This is a genomic window from Streptomyces sp. CA-294286 (genome assembly GCF_050947155.1).
Lineage (GTDB): Bacteria > Actinomycetota > Actinomycetes > Streptomycetales > Streptomycetaceae > Streptomyces.
Genome location: NZ_CP192005.1, coordinates 5,648,940 through 5,666,528, shown reverse-complemented (window position 1 = coordinate 5,666,528; position 17,589 = coordinate 5,648,940). Strand labels below are relative to the sequence as shown.

Sequence of the window (17,589 nt, the reverse complement as noted above, 5' to 3'; positions counted from 1 at the left end):
TTCCCGTACCGGCAGCCCCTCGCGCCGACAGGGGTCGTTGACAACGGGAGACGCCGGGCATTGACTGGCGGCACGGCGTCAGCAGCACGGCCCCAGGGACCGGGCGGACATTCCGCTTCCCCGCTTCGCCCGTGCCCCGTGGAAACGAAGACCCTGCGAAGGATCCCTCCGCGCACGGAGGGGCCGACGGCGAGGCGGGCTTTCCCCCTCGCCGCTCGCCCTTTCCGTCACCGGACGGCGCGGACCCGCACCGACGGACACGCACCACCCACGGAAGGCGACATCTGATGCATTACGACCAGCAGCGCGCCCAGCAGCCCCCGTCCGGTCCCCCTGGCGCCGTGCGGCAGCGCGCCCCGCAGACCCCCGCCGCCCGAGCCGGCACCCCTCCCCGCGCAGAAGGCGGCCAGACTCCCGTTCTGCTCCCGCAGGGCGACCGGGACGACCTCACCGCGCGGCTCCAGCAGGCCCTGAACCTCTTCATCGCGGAACCGGGCAAGGCCGTGTCGGAGGCCGACCGCGTCCACGACGAGGCCGTCTCCCGGGTGACGGAGATCCTCGCGGAGCAGCGCCGCGCGCTGCGCGCGGTCTGGCAGAACGAGAAGACCGGAACCCCCGCCGAGGACACCGTCCCCACGGAGGACCTGCGGCGAGCCCTGCGCCAGTACCAGGAGGCCACGGAACAGCTCCTGCGCATGTGAGGTCCCGGGACCGGCGCGCCCGCTCCGGCCGGAGCGGCTCGCCCGGCCCCTCCGGTGCTTCAGCCGAGGAAGGTCAACCGGACCTTCCGGTCCGGGTTGTCGACGTTGGTGTCAACCAGGCAGACGGACTGCCAGGTGCCCAGTTCCAGACGGCCGCCGATGACGGGCAAGGTCGCGTGTGGGGGGACGAGGGCGGGCAGGACGTGGTCGCGGCCGTGGCCGGGGGTGCCGTGGCGGTGCTGCCAGCGGTCGTCGGAGGGCAGCAGGGTGTGGAGGGCGGCGAGGAGGTCGTCGTCGCTGCCCGCGCCGGTTTCGAGGACGGCGACGCCCGCGGTGGCGTGCGGGACGAAGATGTTCAGGAGGCCGTCGCGGCCTTGGGCCGCTTCGGCGAGGAAGTCCTCGCAGGCTGAGGTGAGGTCGGTGACGGTCTCCCGCGAACCGGTCGTGACGTTCAGGACGTGGGTGCTGAAGGTGTCGGCCATATGTCCATGTTCGCGCACCGCAGGACCGCGCCGGGAAGATCCAGGGACCGCCCCCTGTTGGTAGAACCATGAACAACAACGGGGCGGGGAAGCAGCCCGGCACGGACGTGGACGTCGTCGTCATCGGCGCAGGACAGGCCGGGCTCTCCGCCGCCTACCATCTGCGCAGGTCGGGGCTGGTACCGGACCGGGACTTCGTCGTACTCGACCAGGCCCCGCGGCCGGGCGGCGCCTGGCAGTTCAGGTGGCCCTCGCTGACGTACGGAAAAGTGCACGGCATGCACGCCCTGCCCGGCATGGAACTGACGGGCGCCGACGCCGACCGGCCCTCCTCCGAGGTCATCGGGGAGTACTTCACCGCCTACGAGGACGCTTTCGGCCTGCGGGTGCACCGGCCGGTGGAGGTGTCCGCCGTACGGGAGGGCGAGGGAGGCCGGCTGCGGATCGAGACGTCGGAGGGGGTGTGGAACGCGCGGGCGCTGATCAGCGCGACCGGCACCTGGAACCGGCCGTTCTGGCCCCGCTACTCCGGGCAGGAGACCTTCCGGGGACGGCAACTGCACACCGCGAACTACCCGGGACCGGAGGAGTTCACAGGTCGGCGTGTGGTGGTGGTGGGCGGTGGGGCCTCGGGCACCCAGCATCTGATGGAGATCGCCCGGGTCGCGGCGGAGACGACCTGGGTGACACGGCGTCCGCCGGTCTTCCGTGAGGGCGAGTTCACCGAGGAGTGGGGGCGCGCCGCCGTCGCCCGGGTGGAGGAGCGGGTGCGGCGCGGGCTGCCGCCGGAGAGCGTGGTGTCGGTGACCGCTCTGCCGGTGAACGACGCGATCCGGGAGGCACGGGAGAACGGCGTGCTCGACAGGCTGCCGATGTTCGACCGGGTGACGCCGGACGGGGTGGCCTGGAACGACGGGCGGCCCCCGGTGCCCGCGGACGTGATCCTCTGGGCGACCGGCTTCCGGCCGGCGATCGAGCACCTGGCGCCGTTGCGGCTGCGGGAGCCCGGCGGCGGGATCCGGCTGGACGGGACGCGGGTGACGCGGGACGCCCGCGTCCACCTGGTGGGGTACGGCCCGTCCGCCAGCACGATCGGCGCCAACCGGGCGGGGAGAACCGCGGTACGGGAGGTGCTGCGGGTGCTGGAGAGGAAACGTGGCACGGGTGCCGAGGTCGCGGTGGCAGGTACGGGGGCTACGGGGGCTCAGACGACAGCGGCGGTCCCTGCCTGACGCGCCGGAACGGTCCGCCGCCTGCGGTACGGCCGGCTCCGGAACGGCCCGCCCGCCTTGGGCACGGTCGGTTGCCGTCGCCCGACCCTCTCCTCGGGTGGCGGGCCGGAAGCAGGCCCTCACGCCCCACGACCCACGCCCCACGGACCAACGGACCCGCACCGGGCGGCGCGGCGGGCTCCACGAACCCGGACCGCGCGGCGCGAAGGGTTCACGGACCCGGACCGCGCGGCGCGAAGGGTTCACGGACCCGGACCGCGCGGCGCGACGGGCTCCACGGACCCGGCGGATCCACCGGACCCCACGCCCCGGCGGGCCCCTTCGGCTATCCGCCCGCGCTCCGCCGGTTCGCGTTGAATTCCTTGACGTTCTGCTTCTGGACCTCGTAGTCGTCCGTGAACCTGGTGTCCCCCGGCTTCACCGTGACGAAATACAGCCAGTTGCCCGGCGTCGGATTCCGCACCGCCCGCATCGCCTCCAGGCCCGGGTTGCCGATGGGAGTGGGTGGGAGGCCCTTGCGCGCGTACGTGTTGTACGGGCTGTCCAGACGGGTGTCCTCGTGCGTGGTGTCCAGGGTGCTGCGGTTCAGCGCGTAGTTGAGGGTGGAGTCCATCTGGAGGGGCATCCCCCGGGCCAGCCGGTTCTCGATGACCCGGGCGACCTTGCCCATGTCGGCCGCGGTGTCGGCCTCCGCCTGGACGATGCTCGCGACGACCACGTCACGGTGGACGGCGGGGCCGGTGCCGAAACGCTCGTTCGCGGTCCTGACCATGTAGGCGAGCAGGCTCGACGCCGTCGTGGTGTCCTTCACCGGGTACGTCGCCGGAAAGAGGAAGCCCTCGGGGTTGCCCTCGGAGGCGGCGGGCAGGGCCAGCTCCGTCGTGGCGGCGGCCTTCATCGCCGTGCCGGGGGCCGCGCCGACGGCCTGGTCGATCGCGTCGTACACCTGGGAGGCACGCCGCCCCTCGGGAATGGTGAGGGACTTGGGCTGGGGGGTCTTCTCCTTCTGCCACAGCAGCAGGAACGCCACTGCCGCCCCGAGCAGAGTGAGGACGAGGAGGGTGCACACCAGGAGCAGGCGACGGATGCGGCGCTTCCGCGCGGGCGATGACTGCGAGGGCTCGACCATGCGGAAACGCTAACCGTCCGGGCGTGCGGTTTCCCGGACCGCGGGGCGGTTGCCCGTACCGCAAAAGTCGCGGACCCAGCCCAGCGAACAGACGAACAGGGGATCGGGTGTTCGCTGGAACGCGTGATCGCACCGGATTTCGTTGCTCAACTCGCCTGGGACACCTGAGACTTGAGGTGCGCAAGCGACGGGCTGCAGACCTCGGATGCGCGGTCCCGAACGTGCGCGTGGTCCCCCATGTGCACGTTGATGCACCAGGCACAAGGAGAACCCAAGATCATGAACCTCATCACCGACCTTCTCGCCGGCGCCTTCCACTTCCTGGGCTGGCTGGTCTGACCGAGGTCTCTGTGCGGCGCCGTTCCTCCCCCGTCCCAGGGGAGGGGCGGCGCTGCCGCGTGCGGAGGTCCCGGAACGCTCAGGACGCGGCCGTCGGCGCCAATTCGGAGTCCCGGCGTACGAGCGCGGCGTACCGGCCGTTCAGAGCGAGCAGTTCGGCGTGCGTGCCGCGTTCGGCTATGCGGCCGGCGTCCAGCACCACGATCTGGTCGGCGTCACGGACCGTGGAGAGGCGGTGGGCGATGGTGATCGTCGTACGTCCGGCCGCGAGGCTGTCGATGGCCTGCTGCACGGCGTGCTCGGTCCGGGTGTCCAGCGCGCTGGTGGCCTCGTCCAGGATGAGGACGGGAGGGTCGCGCAGGATGGTGCGGGCGAGGGCGAGGCGCTGCTTCTCGCCACCGGAGAAACGGTATCCGCGTTCGCCGACGAGGGTGTCGTAGCCGTCGGGCAGCGAGGCGATGTGGTCGTGGATCTGAGCGGCCCCGGCCGCCGCGCGCAGCTCGTCGTCGGTGGCGTCGGGCTTGGCGAAGCGCAGGTTGTCGGCGACGGAGGCGTGGAAGAGGTACGTCTCCTGGGAGACCACGCCGACCGTGCGGGCGAGGGAGTCGAAGTCCAGGTCGCGGACGTCGACGCCGTCGAGGGTGACGCGGCCGCCCGTGACGTCGTACAGCCGGGGAACCAGGTAGCTCAGCGTGCTCTTGCCGGAGCCGGTCGCGCCGACGACGGCGAGGCTGGTGCCCGCGGGGACGGTGAGGTCGATGCCGGAGAGGGTGGGGGCGCCCGGCTCGTCAGCCCCTTCGTGGGTGCCCCGGTCGGTCTGGCCTTCCGTTCCCTCGTAGGTGAAGTCCACGCCTTCGAAGCGGACTTCGCCCTTGGGCGCGGTGAGGCGCACCGGCTCGTCGGGTTCGTCGATGTCGACGGTGAGGTCGAGGTATTCGAAGATCCGCTGGAAGAGGGCGAGCGAGGTCTGCATCTGGACGCCCGTGGACAGCAGGCTCACGGCGGGGCGCAGCAGGCCCTGCTGGAGGGAGACGAAGGCGACGAGCGTACCGAGGGAGACCGCGGCGGCCCCGGCGTTCATGGTCAGCCCGGCCGCCCAGTAGATCACGGCGGGCATGGCGGCCATGACGATGCCGATCGTCGACATCCGCCAGCGGCCCGCCATGTTGGACCGCACTTCGAGGTCGACGAGGCGCTCGGACTCCTCGGCGAAGTTCTTGGTGAGCGAGGCGGAACGGCCCATGGTGCGTCCCAGCAGAATGCCGCTGACCGAGAGGGATTCGGTGACGGTGGCGGACATGGCGGCCATCTGCCGCTGCCTCTGTGTGGTGATCTTCTTGCGCTCGTTGCCGACCCGGCGGCTGATCCACACGAAGACCGGCAGCAGCAGCAGCGAGACCACCGTGAGCCGCCAGTCGAGGGCGAGCATGGCGACGATCGTGGCGACGACGGCGGTCAGGTTGGAGACCAGGGACGTCGCGGTGGAGGTGACGGTGGCCTGCATGCCGCCGATGTCGTTGGCTATCCGCGACTGGACCTCCCCGGTGCGCGTGCGGGTGAAGAAGGCGAGCGGCATCCGCTGGAGCTGGGTGTAGACGGCGGTGCGCAGGTCGTGCATGACGCGCTGGCCGACCGTGGTGGAGATGAGGGTCTGCAGGACACCGAAGACGCTGGTGACGACCGCGGTGGCGATCATGCCGAGCGCGAGCAGCGTCAGCAGACCCGTACGGCCCTGCGGGATGGCCACGTCGAGGATCTCGCGCAGCAGGAAGGGCGAGGCGACGCCGACGAGCGAGGAGGCGCCGACGAGCAGTCCGACCAGGGCGAGGCGGGCCCGGTAGGGATGGAACAGGCGCAGGATGCGGCGGACCTCCGCGGGCGGCTGTTTCTTCCCCGGCTCCAGCGCCGGGGGCGTCCATTGATCCGTGTGTCGGTCGGGGTGCATGGGCTCCTTCGGAGAGGTGAGGGAAGCAAGGCTTCCAGAGCTTAGTTCATTGTTACCTCTACTCACAATGCACAAGGTCCTGTTATTGTTCCCGGCATGAGCAACCCTTCGGATTCCCGCGCAGAGGCCGACACCGCCGACGGAGTCCTGGCCGAGCAGCTGCTGCGGCTCACCCGCCGCCTGCACCGCAGCCAGAAGCGCCAGATGGAGCCGATCGGCATCACCCCCGGCCAGGCCCGGCTGCTGCGGGTCCTCGCCCGCCTGTCCCTGCGTCCCGGGCCCGCCCCCCGGATGGCCGACCTGGCGCACGGCCTGGAGGTCGTCCCCCGCGCGGTCACCACCCTGGTCGACGCCCTGGAGGAGCAGGGTCGGGTCCGCCGGGTGCCCGATCCGGCGAACCGCCGGGTCATGCGCATCGAACTCACCGACGACGGCCGCACCACTCTGCGCGCGTTGCGCAACGCGCGCCGCGACGCCGCAGAGGACATCCTGGCTCCATTGTCCGCCGCGGACCGCCAGGTGCTGGGCGGGCTGCTGTCCACCCTGGTCGACGGGGGCCCCCACCCCTGCTGAGCGGGACCGAGCCCGTGGGAGGAACGCCGTCATGCCGCTTCTGGAACCGAGGCCCCGGGCCCTGGCCCCGCTCGCTCCGCAGGAGCCCGCGCCCGACCGGGTTCCCGCCGCCCTGGCCGAGGGCACGCCGGGGCCGCTGCGCCGCGAGCTGTCCGCGCTGCTGGGTGCGGAGAAGGTGCTGTGGAGGATTTCGGACCTCGTGCGGTACGCGTCCGACGCCAGCCCGTACCGGTTCGTGCCGCAGGTCGTGGTGGTGGCCGAGGACATCGACGACGTCTCCGCCGTCCTCTCGTACGCGCACGGCAGGGGCCGCGAGGTGGTGTTCCGGGCCGCCGGCACGTCACTGAACGGGCAGGCGCAGGGCGAGGACATCCTGGTGGACGTACGCCGCCACTGGTCCGGCGTCCAGGTACTGGACGGCGGGGCCCGCGCCCGCATCCGGCCCGGCACCACCGTCGTACGGGCCAACGCCGCTCTCGCCCCCTACGCCCGGGTGCTGGGCCCCGACCCGGCGAGCGCCATCGCCTGCACGGTCGGCGGCGTCGTCGCCAACAACGCCTCCGGGATGGTGGCGGGCACCGCCCGCAACAGTTACCGCACCCTCGCCTCCCTCACCTTCGTCCTGCCGACCGGAACCGTCGTCGACACCGCGGACCCGCGCGCCGACGAGGAGCTCCGGCACGCCGAGCCCGCGCTCTGCGAGGGCCTGCTGGCGCTCAAGGCGGAGATCGAGGCGGATCCCGCCCTCGTGGCCCGCATCCGGCACAAGTACACGATCAAGAACACCAACGGCTACCGCCTGGACGCCTTCCTCGACGGTGCGACGCCGGTGGAGATCCTGCGCGGCCTGATGGTCGGCTCCCAGGGCACCTTCGGCTTCATCTCGGAGGTCGTCTTCGACACCCTCCCGCTCGATCGCCGCCTGTCCAGCGCCCTGCTGTTCTTCCCGTCCCTGTCCGCCGCCGCGGCGGCGGTGCCGCTGTTCAACGAGGCGGGCGCGCGCGCCGTGGAGCTGATGGACGGCAACACCCTGCGCGCCTCGGTCAGCGTCGAGGGCGTGCCGCAGGACTGGGCGGAGCTGCCCCGGGAGACGACGGCGCTGCTGGTGGAGTTCCGGGCCTTCGACGAGGCGGAACAGGAGGCATTCGAGCGCGCGGCGGCCGAGACCCTCAAAGAACTGGAACTGGTCCAGCCGGTCGCCTCCGTCACGAACGAGTTCACCCGCGACGCGAGGACGATCGGCCGGTACTGGAAGGCCCGCAAGGCGTTCGTCACCGCCGTCGGCGGAACCCGCCCGCCCGGCACGACGCTGATCACCGAGGACTTCGCGGTGCCCCCGTCCCGGCTGGCCGAGGCCTGCGAGGCGCTGCTCGAACTCCAGGAGGCGCACGGGTTCGACGCCGCCGTCGCCGGGCACGCCGCACACGGCAATCTGCACTTCCTGCTGGCCTTCGACGCTGCCGAGCCGGCCGACGTCCGCCGGTACGCCGCGTTCATGGACGACTTCTGCCGGATGACCGTCGACCGCTTCGACGGCTCGCTCAAGGCCGAGCACGCGACCGGCCGCAACATCACGCCGTTCCTGGAGCTGGAGTGGGGCCCGCGGGCGACCGACCTGATGTGGCGGACGAAGCAGTTGATCGACCCGGACGGCGTGCTCGCCCCGCGCGTGGTCCTCAACCGGGACCCCGAGGCGCATCTGCACGGCCTGAAGACCATTCCGCGCGTGGAGGCGGAGGCGGATCCGTGCATCGAGTGCGGGTTCTGCGAACCGACCTGCCCCAGCGGCGACCTGACCACGACGCCCCGCCAACGCATTGTGCTGCGCCGGGAGATGATGCGGCAGCCGGCGGGCTCGCTGGTCGGTGAGAACCTCCTCGCCGCGTACGGGTACGACGCCGTCGACACCTGCGCGGGCGACTCCACCTGCAAGATCGCGTGCCCGGTCGGCATCGACACCGGGGCGCTGATGAGGGACCTCCGCCATCGCAGGCACTCCCCCCGGGAGGAACGCGTCGCGGCCCTGGCAGCCCGCAACTTCGCGGCGGTGGAGGTGTCGGCCCGACTCGCGGTGGCAGCGGCCGACAGCATCGGGACCCGGTTGACGGCCTCCCTGACGGGACTCGCCCGCAAAGCGGTGCGGCCCGACCTCGTACCGGAGTGGCTGCCCGAGATGCCGGGCGCGGCACGGCGGCTGCCGCCCACCTCGCGCTCGGGCGCCGCCGCCGTCTACTACCCGGCCTGCGTCAACCGGATCTTCGGCGGCCCGGACCAGGACCGCGGCCCGACCCTCCCGGAGGCCGTCGTCACCCTCGGCGCACGCGCCGGGAAGCCGGTGTGGATCCCGGACGACGTGACCGGAACCTGTTGCGCCACTCCCTGGCACTCCAAGGGGTACGAGGCGGGGAACACGGTCATGGCGAACCGCATCGTCGAGGCCGCCTGGGCCTGGACCGCCGGTGGCAGCCTGCCGCTGGTCGTCGACGCGTCGTCGTGCACCTTGGGCATCGCGCGCGAGGTGGTGCCGTATCTCACCGACGACAACCGGCGACTGCACGCGGAGCTGACCGTCGTCGACTCGATCGTGTGGGCGGCGGACGAACTGCTGGCGGACCTGGTCGTCCTGCGGCGGGCCGGGTCCGCCGTCCTGCACCCCACCTGCTCCATGGAGCACCTGGGCGATGCCGACCACCTGCGTACGGTCGCCGAGGCGTGCGCGGAGGAGGTCGACGTGCCGGACGACGTGCGGTGCTGCGCGTTCGCCGGGGACCGCGGGATGCTGCACAAGGAGCTGACGGAGTCCGCGACGGCGCGCGAGGCCGCCGAGGTGACCCGGCGCGAGTACGACCTGCATCTGTCGGCGAACCGGATGTGCGAGGTCGGCATGGACCACGCCACGGGCCGCTCCTACCGCTCGGTGCTGCTGGAACTGGAACGGGCGACCAGGCCGTGAGCGCTCGCGTGCGCACTCCGCACCCGCAGTGCCCCACTCGCTGTGCCCAAGGCCCTCTTGCGCCACAGCAGTACCTCCGTGAAGGGTGATCTTCCGGTACCCCGATCACCCTTCACGGAGGTTCGATGTACGACGACAAGGCGACACCCGGCACGGAGGAAACCCCCGACGGCGTCTCCCGCCGCTCCGCCCTGCGAGCCGCCGGCGCGGCGGGCGCCGGGCTCGGACTCGGAGGCGCGCTGGGCGCGGCGTGGCCCGCGGCCGCCGCCGGGAACGCCGCCGCGGAGGCCGAGGCGTGGCCCGCCCGCCAGGGCAGGACCATGGCGGGCGTTCCCTTCGAGCGCCGCTCCACCGTCCGCGTCGGCATGATCGGCCTGGGCAACCGGGGCGACGCCATGATCGACCTCTTCCTGGCCCTCCCCGGCGTCAAGGTCGTCGCCGTCTGCGATCCGGTACGGGCGAAGGCGGAGAAGGCCGCCGCCAAGGTCGTCAAGGCCGGTCAGGCGGCTCCCGCGATCTACGCCAAGGACGAGGACGACTACCGCCGGCTGTGCGCACGCGGCGACATCGACTTCGTGTACGTCGCCACCCCGTGGGACGTCCACCACGCGATGTGCAGGGCCGCCATGCTGAACGGCAAGCACGTCGGCGTGGAGTGCCCGTTGGCCATGCGGATGGACGAGATCTGGGACCTGGTCAACGTCTCGGAACGCACCAGACGCCACTGCATGCAGCTGGAGAACTGCTGCTACGGCAAGAACGAGATGCGCGTCCTGCGGATGGCGCACGCGGGCCTGTTCGGCGACCTGCTGCACGGCGCGGGCGCGTACAACCACGACCTGCGCGACCTGATGTTCGACCCCGACTACTACGAGGGGCCGTGGCGCCGCCTGTGGCACACCCGGCTGCGCGGCGACCTGTACCCCAACCACGGCTTCGGTCCGGTCGGCAACTACATGGACGTCAACCGGGGCGACCGCGCGGTGAGCGTCGTCAGCCTCGGCTCCCCCGCACTGGGCCTCGCCGAGTACCGCGCGAAGCACATGCCGCCGGGCGATGCGAGCTGGAAGGAGTCCTACGTCGGGAGCGACCGTACGATCAGCCTCGTGCAGACCGCCAAGGGCCGCGTCATCCGTCTCGAACACGACGTGTCGACCCCGCACCCGTACAGCAGGATCAACAGCCTCGGCGGCACCCTCGGCGTCTTCGAGGACTACCCGCCGCGCATCTACCTGGAGCCCGGCAACACCGACCACAGGTGGGACGACTTCGGAAAGTACGCCGAGTGGGACCACTGGCTGTGGAAGGAACACGCCAACCCGCCCGGCGGCCACGGCGGGATGGACTACCTCATGCTCTTCCGGCTGATGCAGTGCATGCAACTGGGCCTGGTGCCCGACTTCGACGTGTACGACGCCGCGACCTGGACGGCCCCGGTGCCGCTGAGCCATCTGTCGATACGGGCGAAGGGCGCACCGCAGCCGATCCCCGATTTCACCCGGGGCGAGTGGAAGAAGGCCCGGCCGGGAGTCGACTCGAAGAAGCCGACCGCCTGACGGATGCGCGTGGCCGAGCGGACCGGCCCTGCGCGGCTCCGACCCCGCCCTCCTCCGCGGCCCGGCGCACGGCCGCGGAGGAGGGCTGCCGCGTCGGCAGCGCCGCCGGCCCCCCACCGGCGCCCCCGCACCGCCCGTACGCGGTGACGGACAGCCGGTGGCCGCCGCCCGTGCCGAGCCGCTCACCCGAACCGGGCGTGCACGCGGTGGAGTTGCTCGGTTGGTCCTCCGCGGCCGGGGCCGGCCGCCGGTGACGACGCGACCGCCGTTCACGTACTGTGAGAAGGGTCTGGAACCAGCCGCCCGCCCCTACGGTCGGGAAAGGTGCCGCACGGTCGGAGGATCGGCGGCTTGGCGCGGCCCGCTGCGGCGTGGACGGTGAGCGTCGCTTTCACGCCGATGACGTCCGTGCACGCCTCGTGGAGAAGGTTGCTGCGGAGCCTCTCGGCGTCCATGACCGCCGGAACCGGCCCCCACTCCCCCTGTACCGACTGACGTTCCGCGGCGGCCCGGCCCGCGCCGAGGAGCGCTCCCGCGGCGAGCACCGGCGCTCCGACCTGCTCATCACTCGTCGTCGGCCCGTGCGGGAGAAGCGCAGCGCGGGCCGCGGCCCACGCCGGGGCGCGGCGACGTGCCGCAGGCGGGACGGGCGCGATCCGGACACTCGGGGGCATAAATCGATTGCCCCGGCGGGGGCCGGGGCGCGAACCTTGCACGGTTTGCGCCATCGACTCACCCCGACTCCCGAACCGACACCGAGCCGTAGGGCCTTATGCACATCCACGATCTTCCGTACAAAGACCCCGGCGAACCCGATGTCCGCTCCGGGGGCCGTTTCCTGTACTGGCTGGGCCGCAATCAGCTCGGCGGTCAGCTCAAGTCCCTGAGCTGGGGGCTGCTGCACCAGATCGGCGTGGCCGGGCTGCCGCTGGGCGTGGGCCTGGCCGTTCAGGCGGTGGTGGACCGTTCCGGCGGCCGGCTCGCGCTGGCCGCCGCCGTACTGGCCGTGTTCGGCGTGGCCGTCACCCTCGGTGACACCATGCTGCACCGCACCGCCGTCACCAACTGGATCACCGCCGCCGCCCGCGTCCAGCAACTGCTCGCCCGGCGGACGGCCGAGCTGGGCTCGGCGCTGACCCGCCGGGTGGCGGCCGGCGAGGTGGTCGCGGTGTCGACGGGAGACGTGGAGAAGATCGGCTGGTTCGTCGAGGCGCTGTCGCGGTTCGCGGCGGCCGTGGCGGCACTGGTGATCGTCTGCGTCGGCCTGGTGGTCTACCAGCCCGAGCTCGGCGTCGTCGTCGCGATCGGCGTGCCCGCCCTGGCCCTCGCCGTACTGCCGCTGCTGCCGAAGGCGACCGGACGCGCCGACGTCCAGCGCGAGAAGGCGGGCAGGGCGACGGAGCTGGCGTCCGACACCGTCGCGGGCCTGCGCGTGCTGCGCGGCATCGGCGGCGAGGAACTCTTCCTGAGCCGCTACCGCGAGGCGTCGCAGGAAGTGCGGAAGGCGGCCGTCCGCAGTGCCCGCATGTGGGCCCTGATCGCGGCTGTCCAGGTGCTGCTGCCGGGCCTGCTCCTGGTGGGCGTGGTCTGGTACGGGGCGACGCTCGCCCGCGCGGGCACGGTGTCCGTCGGCGAGCTGGTCACCGTGTACAGCGCGGTGACCCTGCTGATGTACCCGCTGCGGCACTTCGAGGAGATCGCCATGGCGTACTCCTTCTCCAAGCCGTCCGCGAAGCGCGCCGCCCGTGTCCTGGGCCTGCGCCGCATCGCGCCGGGCGACGGACTCGGCGCGTCGCAGGCTCCGACGGGCGACCTGTACGACCCGGTGACGGGACTGCTGGCCCCCGCGGGCCGGTTCACGGCCGTGGTGTGCGGCGACCCGGACGTGGCGGGGCGGCTGGCGGACCGTCTCGGCGGGCACGCGGCGGAGGAGGACCGCGAGGAGGGCGCGGGAACCGGCGCCGGGCCGAAGCCCGCCTCCGTCCTGCTGGGCGGCGTGGCTCTCGACGATCTCCCCCTGGAGGCCGCCCGCGCCTCGGTCCTCGTTCAGGACAAGGACCCGGTACTGCTGTCGGGAACGCTGAGCGAGCTGCTCGACGTACCGGCGTCCGGGCAGGTGTCCGCCGAGGACGCCCTGGCCGCCGCGCAGTGCACCGACGTGCTGGCCGCGCTCGCCCAGGCGTCGGTCGACCCGGACGGCGACCCGATGCACACCAGGATCACCGAGCGCGGACGGTCGCTCTCCGGCGGTCAGCGTCAACGCCTGGCGCTGGCGCGGTCCTTGGTCACCGATCCCGAGGTACTGGTACTGGACGAGCCGACGTCGGCCGTCGACTCGCACACCGAAGCCCGGGTGGCAGCGGGTGTCAAACGGCTCAGGTCCGGTCGTACGACCGTGGTCCTGGCCTCCTCCCCGCTGCTGCTCGACCAGGCGGACCGGGTCGTGCTCGTCCACGAGGGCGAGGTGGTGGCGGTCGGCACGCACCGGGAACTGCTGCACACCGAGCCGCGCTACCGGGCGGTCGTCACCCGCGAGACGGACGAGGAGACCGCCGGAGAAGAACAGGCGGCGGAGGTACGTGAGTTGCAGGTACGCGAGGAAATCGAGGAAACGGCATGAGCGGCACCGCCACCAAGGGCGCACCCCGGGCCCCCCGCATCGGGGTGCCGCCCCCCGCGTACGACCCGGCGGCCCCCGAGTCGGCCACCACCCTGCCCGTGGGCAGCACGGCCACCGTACGGTCGTACGTGGGCGGACTGCTGCGCCGCCACCGCCGGGCGTTCGTCGCGCTCATCACCCTGAACACCCTCGCGGTGGTCGCCTCGATGGTCGGGCCGTACCTGCTGGGCGGCGTGATCGAGGACCTGACGGCGGGCACGGAGGACGTGCGACTCGGCCTCACCGCGGGGCTGTTCGCCGCCGCCCTCCTCGTCCAGGCCCTCTTCGTGGGGCAGACCCGGCTGCGCGGCGCGATGCTCGGCGAGGAAATGCTCGCCGACCTCCGCGAGGACTTCCTGGTCCGCTCGGTGGGCCTGCCCCCGGGCGTGCTGGAGCGGGCCGGCACCGGCGACCTGCTCTCTCGCATCACCACGGACATCGACCGCCTCGCCAACGCGATGCGCGAGGCGGTGCCGCAGCTCGCGATCGGCGTGGTGTGGGCGGCGCTGCTGCTCGCCGGCCTGACCGCGATCGCACCCCCGCTCGCCCTCGCGGTCCTGGTGGCCCTCCCCGTGCTCGTCATCGGCTGCCGCTGGTACTTCCGGCGGGCGGCGTCCGCGTACCGCTCGGAGTCGGCCGGGTACGCGGCGGTCGCGGCGATGCTCGCCGAGACGGTCGACGCGGGCCGCACCATCGAGGCGCACCGGCTGGGCGCCCGGCGGGTGGCGCTGTCCGACCGGCGGGTCAAGGAGTGGACGGCGTGGGAGAACTACACGCTGTGGCTGCGCACCGTGCTCTTCCCCGTCGTCAGCATCACCCACATCACCATCCTCGGGGCCTCGGTCGTCATCGGCGGCGTCTTCGTGCTCCAGGGCTGGCTGAGCGTGGGCCAGTTGACGACCGGCGCTCTGCTCGCCCAGATGCTGGTCGACCCGGTGAACCTGATCCTGCGCTGGTACGACGAACTCCAGGTCGCGCAGGTGTCGTTGGCCCGTCTGGTGGGCGTACGGGAGATCGAGCCGGATGCCGGGGACGGGACGGTCACCCCCGACGGACGCCGACTCCGGTCAAAGGACGTGCACTTCGGATACCGGGAGGGCGTCGACGTCCTGCACCAGGTGTCGCTGGACGTGGCGCCCGGTACCCGGGTGGCCCTGGTGGGTCCCTCCGGCGCGGGGAAGTCGACGCTGGGCCGCCTGATGGCAGGGATCTACGCTCCGCGCACGGGCGAACTCACTTTGGGAAAAGCCGAGTTGTCGCGTATGCCCGCCGAACGGGTCCGCTCGCATGTCGCTCTGGTCAATCAGGAGCACCACGTCTTCGTGGGTTCGCTCCGGGACAACCTGCGACTCGCCCGCACGGAAGCCGACGACGCCGAGCTCTGGGCGGCGCTGGGCGCGGTCGACGCGGACGGCTGGGCGCGGGCCCTGGACGACGGCCTCGACACGGAGGTCGGTTCCGGCTCGCTCGCCCTGACCCCGGCCCAGGCACAGCAGGTGGCACTGGCCCGCCTGGTCCTGGCGGACCCGCACACGCTGGTCCTCGACGAGGCGACCTCCCTGCTCGACCCGCGGGCGGCCCGGCATCTGGAACGCTCGCTCGCCCGTGTCCTGGACGGTCGCACGGTCATCGCCATCGCACATCGGCTGCACACGGCGCACGACGCGGACGTCATCGCCGTGGTGGAGGAGGGACGCATCGCGGAACTGGGCAGCCACGAGGAACTGGTGGCCGCGGACGGCGCCTATGCGGCGCTGTGGCGGTCCTGGCACGGATAGCCGGAGCTGGGCGGGGGCTGCCGAGACACGCCGGGCCGAGGGCGCCCCTCGTCCCGGTCGGCGCGCCCGTCCTGCCCGGCCGGATGTCCGGGCAGGACGGGGCGCCGGACGAGCCCTGCCCGAAGGCCAGGAGCGGTCCTCGGCCCGCCCCACCGTCACCCGGCACCGCTCCCGCCCGGCGTCCCTCACCCGCCGGCCGCCGGGCCGCCCTCACCCTCCCGCCCCAGCCCCGCTCCGGCTCCGGCTCCGGCTCCGGCTCCGGCTCCGGCTCCGGCTCCGGCAAAGCCTTCGATCGCCGCGGCGATCGCCTCGCCCATCTCCCCGCTCCCCCGGTGCCCCGTCCCCTCGAAGATCCGCAGTTCCGCACCCGGCCACGCCCTCGCCAGCTCCCAGGCGGTGTGCGGCGGTCCCGCCATGTCGTCGCGCCCCTGCAACAGGACCCCGGGAATCCCCGCCAGCCGGTGCGCGTCCCGCAACAGCGCGCCCTCCTCCAGCCACGCCCCGTGCGCGAAGAAGTGCGAGGCGATCCGCACGAGCGAAATCCGGCCGGCCGAGGGGCGGCTCCGGTACGGGTTCGCCGCCCCGTACGTCTCCGGCGACAGCACCGCGTCCTCCCACGCGCACCAGTCGGCGACGGCCTTGTCCCGTACCGCCGGGTCGGCGCTGGAGGCCCGCCGCGCGTAGGCCGCCACGAGGTCCTCCCGTTCCTCCTCCGGCACTCCGGAACGGAACCTCTCGTACGCCTCGGGGAAGAAGCGCCCCGCTCCGCCGTACAGCCAGTCGGTCTCGGAGCGACGCGTCGTCGTGACCCCGGCCAGGACGATCTCGCTCACCCGCTGCGGGTACTTCTCCGCATACGCGAGGATCAGCGTCGAGCCCCAGGACCCGCCGAACATCAACCAGCTTTCCACACCGAGGTGTCGGCGCAGCTTCTCCAGGTCGGCGACCAGGTGACCGGTGGTGTTGTGCTCCAGGTGCGTCGTCGGGTCCGCGACGTGCGGGACGCTGCGACCGCAACCGCGCTGGTCGAACAGGACGAGACGGTAGCGGTCGGGGTCGAAGAACTTGCGGCTGCCGGGCGAACTCCCTGAGCCCGGTCCCCCGTGCACGACGACCGCGGGCTTGCCGTCCGGATGTCCGGAGACCTCCCAGTGGATGCGGTTGCCGTCGCCCACGTCGAGAAGACCTTCGTCGTACGGCGGAAGCGTCGGGTACGGAGCGGGCATGGGTCTGAACCTCCTGGGAGCACGCGGAACGGCGGGCCGGAAAGGGTCACCGGGACCGGCCCACCGTAGACCTCGCCCGGCCTCGCCCGGCCGGACACCCGCGCCGCTCCCCCGTCGAGCCGTGCGCAAGGCCCCGGCCCCGCCTCGGCGCGGTCTTCAGATGAAGCCCAGGGCCACCGCTCCGCCCACTCCTCCGGCCAGCATGAACACCGGCATCAGCACCTTCATCTCCACCCAGCTCCCGGCCCGGAACCGCATGAACTTCGGCGGCCCGATCGGATACCAGCGCTTCCGCCCGATCGGGATGGGCCACAGGATCGGACAGCCGGAGATGGTCAGCGCGTCCCCGATGTCGTGCACGAGCGCGCCCAGCACGATCGGCAGCCCGAGCCACAGGTACTCCTGGCCCGGTTCCGTGAAGAGCCAGTTCGACCCGTTGCCCGGCTGGTCGAGCACCCCGGCGAGAATCCAGGCGCTGGTCGCGCCCAGCAGCCACACCAGGACATCGCTGGAGACGCGGGCCGCCCGCCACAGCAGCCCCTCCACCGCCAGCACCAGGTGCACGAAGAGGATGGCGAGCACCGCCCAGCGGCCGCCCCATATCGCCGCGGCCGAGCAACCGGCGCCCACCAGGACCGCCCACACCCAGGTGTGCGTGAGGGTGCGGTGGCCGCCCGTACGGCGGGGGTCGCCGGCCGAGCGGGTCGCCTGGTAGACGGCGTACGAGAGTTTGTCGACGATCTCGCAGAGCAGCCGCGAGACCGGCCCGAAGGCGCGCGAGATGGTCGCCGACTTGTGGTCGAGATCGGGGGCGAGTGCCGCGCCCGCGCAGATCAGCGCGCCGACGACGAGCACCGGCCAGGGCATGGAGTAGCCCCAGGCGGCGGCTGCGGCGCCCACCCCCAGCCAGGCCGCTGCCCCCGAGAGAGAGTGCGCCGGTCCCATCATGGTTGTACCCGCCCCAATGCTGTGGTGCCCCCATCTCTTCCGTGGCGCGGCCGAGTGGTGAGCGGACC

12 protein-coding genes are annotated in these 17,589 nt (G+C 72.5%); 7 read left to right on the top strand and 5 right to left on the bottom strand.

The window, feature by feature from the left end; genetic code table 11:
* Positions 1-287: 287 nt before the first annotated feature.
* Positions 288-701: a hypothetical protein gene (locus ACQPZG_RS29765; RefSeq protein WP_433548776.1), complete on the top strand. Its 414-nt coding sequence runs from the start codon at positions 288-290 to the stop codon at positions 699-701.
* Between the two features lie 59 nt (positions 702-760).
* Here ACQPZG_RS29765 and ACQPZG_RS29760 read toward each other — a convergent pair whose 3' ends face one another.
* Entirely contained in the window at positions 761-1,183 is a 423-nt protein-coding gene (locus ACQPZG_RS29760) for a secondary thiamine-phosphate synthase enzyme YjbQ (RefSeq protein ID WP_433548775.1), read from the bottom strand.
* Between the two features lie 68 nt (positions 1,184-1,251).
* On the opposite strand from ACQPZG_RS29760, the gene ACQPZG_RS29755 reads away from it, so the two are divergent.
* Positions 1,252-2,415 carry an FAD-dependent oxidoreductase gene (locus ACQPZG_RS29755; protein WP_433548774.1) on the top strand — a complete coding sequence of 388 codons (1,164 nt, stop codon included), beginning with the start codon at positions 1,252-1,254 and terminating at the stop codon, positions 2,413-2,415.
* Positions 2,416-2,740: 325 nt separating this feature from the next.
* Here the strand turns inward: ACQPZG_RS29755 and mltG are convergent, their stop codons facing one another.
* Positions 2,741-3,544: an endolytic transglycosylase MltG gene (gene mltG / locus ACQPZG_RS29750; RefSeq protein ID WP_433548773.1), complete on the bottom strand. Its 804-nt coding sequence runs from the start codon at positions 3,542-3,544 to the stop codon at positions 2,741-2,743.
* 418 nt (positions 3,545-3,962) lie between these two features.
* Positions 3,963-5,828 (bottom strand): ABC transporter ATP-binding protein, encoded by a 1,866-nt coding sequence (locus tag ACQPZG_RS29745; protein ID WP_433548772.1) that lies wholly within the window; start codon positions 5,826-5,828, stop codon positions 3,963-3,965.
* Between the two features lie 96 nt (positions 5,829-5,924).
* On the opposite strand from ACQPZG_RS29745, the gene ACQPZG_RS29740 reads away from it, so the two are divergent.
* From ACQPZG_RS29740 to ACQPZG_RS29720, 5 genes are all read left to right on the top strand, one after another.
* Positions 5,925-6,401, top strand: a complete 477-nt coding sequence (locus ACQPZG_RS29740; RefSeq protein WP_433548771.1) for a MarR family winged helix-turn-helix transcriptional regulator — start codon at positions 5,925-5,927, stop codon at positions 6,399-6,401.
* 31 nt (positions 6,402-6,432) lie between these two features.
* Positions 6,433-9,354, top strand: a complete 2,922-nt coding sequence (locus ACQPZG_RS29735) for an FAD-binding and (Fe-S)-binding domain-containing protein (protein ID WP_433548770.1) — start codon at positions 6,433-6,435, stop codon at positions 9,352-9,354.
* 125 nt (positions 9,355-9,479) lie between these two features.
* Positions 9,480-10,910 (top strand): Gfo/Idh/MocA family protein, encoded by a 1,431-nt coding sequence (locus tag ACQPZG_RS29730; RefSeq protein ID WP_433548769.1) that lies wholly within the window; start codon positions 9,480-9,482, stop codon positions 10,908-10,910.
* A gap of 772 nt (positions 10,911-11,682) precedes the next feature.
* A complete protein-coding gene (locus ACQPZG_RS29725) occupies positions 11,683-13,530 on the top strand; it encodes an ABC transporter transmembrane domain-containing protein (protein WP_433548768.1) in 1,848 nt (615 codons plus the stop codon).
* The gene (locus ACQPZG_RS29720) at positions 13,527-15,347 is read left to right on the top strand and encodes an ABC transporter ATP-binding protein (protein ID WP_433548767.1); all 1,821 of its coding nucleotides are present in this window, start codon (positions 13,527-13,529) and stop codon (positions 15,345-15,347) included. The genes ACQPZG_RS29725 and ACQPZG_RS29720 overlap by 4 nt, the downstream gene beginning before the upstream one ends.
* 185 nt (positions 15,348-15,532) lie before the next feature.
* Here the strand turns inward: ACQPZG_RS29720 and pip are convergent, their stop codons facing one another.
* Together pip and ACQPZG_RS29710 are read right to left on the bottom strand one after the other, a co-directional pair.
* A complete protein-coding gene (pip, locus tag ACQPZG_RS29715; RefSeq protein ID WP_433548766.1) occupies positions 15,533-16,573 on the bottom strand; it encodes a prolyl aminopeptidase in 1,041 nt (346 codons plus the stop codon).
* Between the two features lie 156 nt (positions 16,574-16,729).
* The gene (locus tag ACQPZG_RS29710; protein ID WP_433548765.1) at positions 16,730-17,521 is read right to left on the bottom strand and encodes a metal-dependent hydrolase; all 792 of its coding nucleotides are present in this window, start codon (positions 17,519-17,521) and stop codon (positions 16,730-16,732) included.
* Between the last annotated feature and the right edge of the window lie 68 nt (positions 17,522-17,589).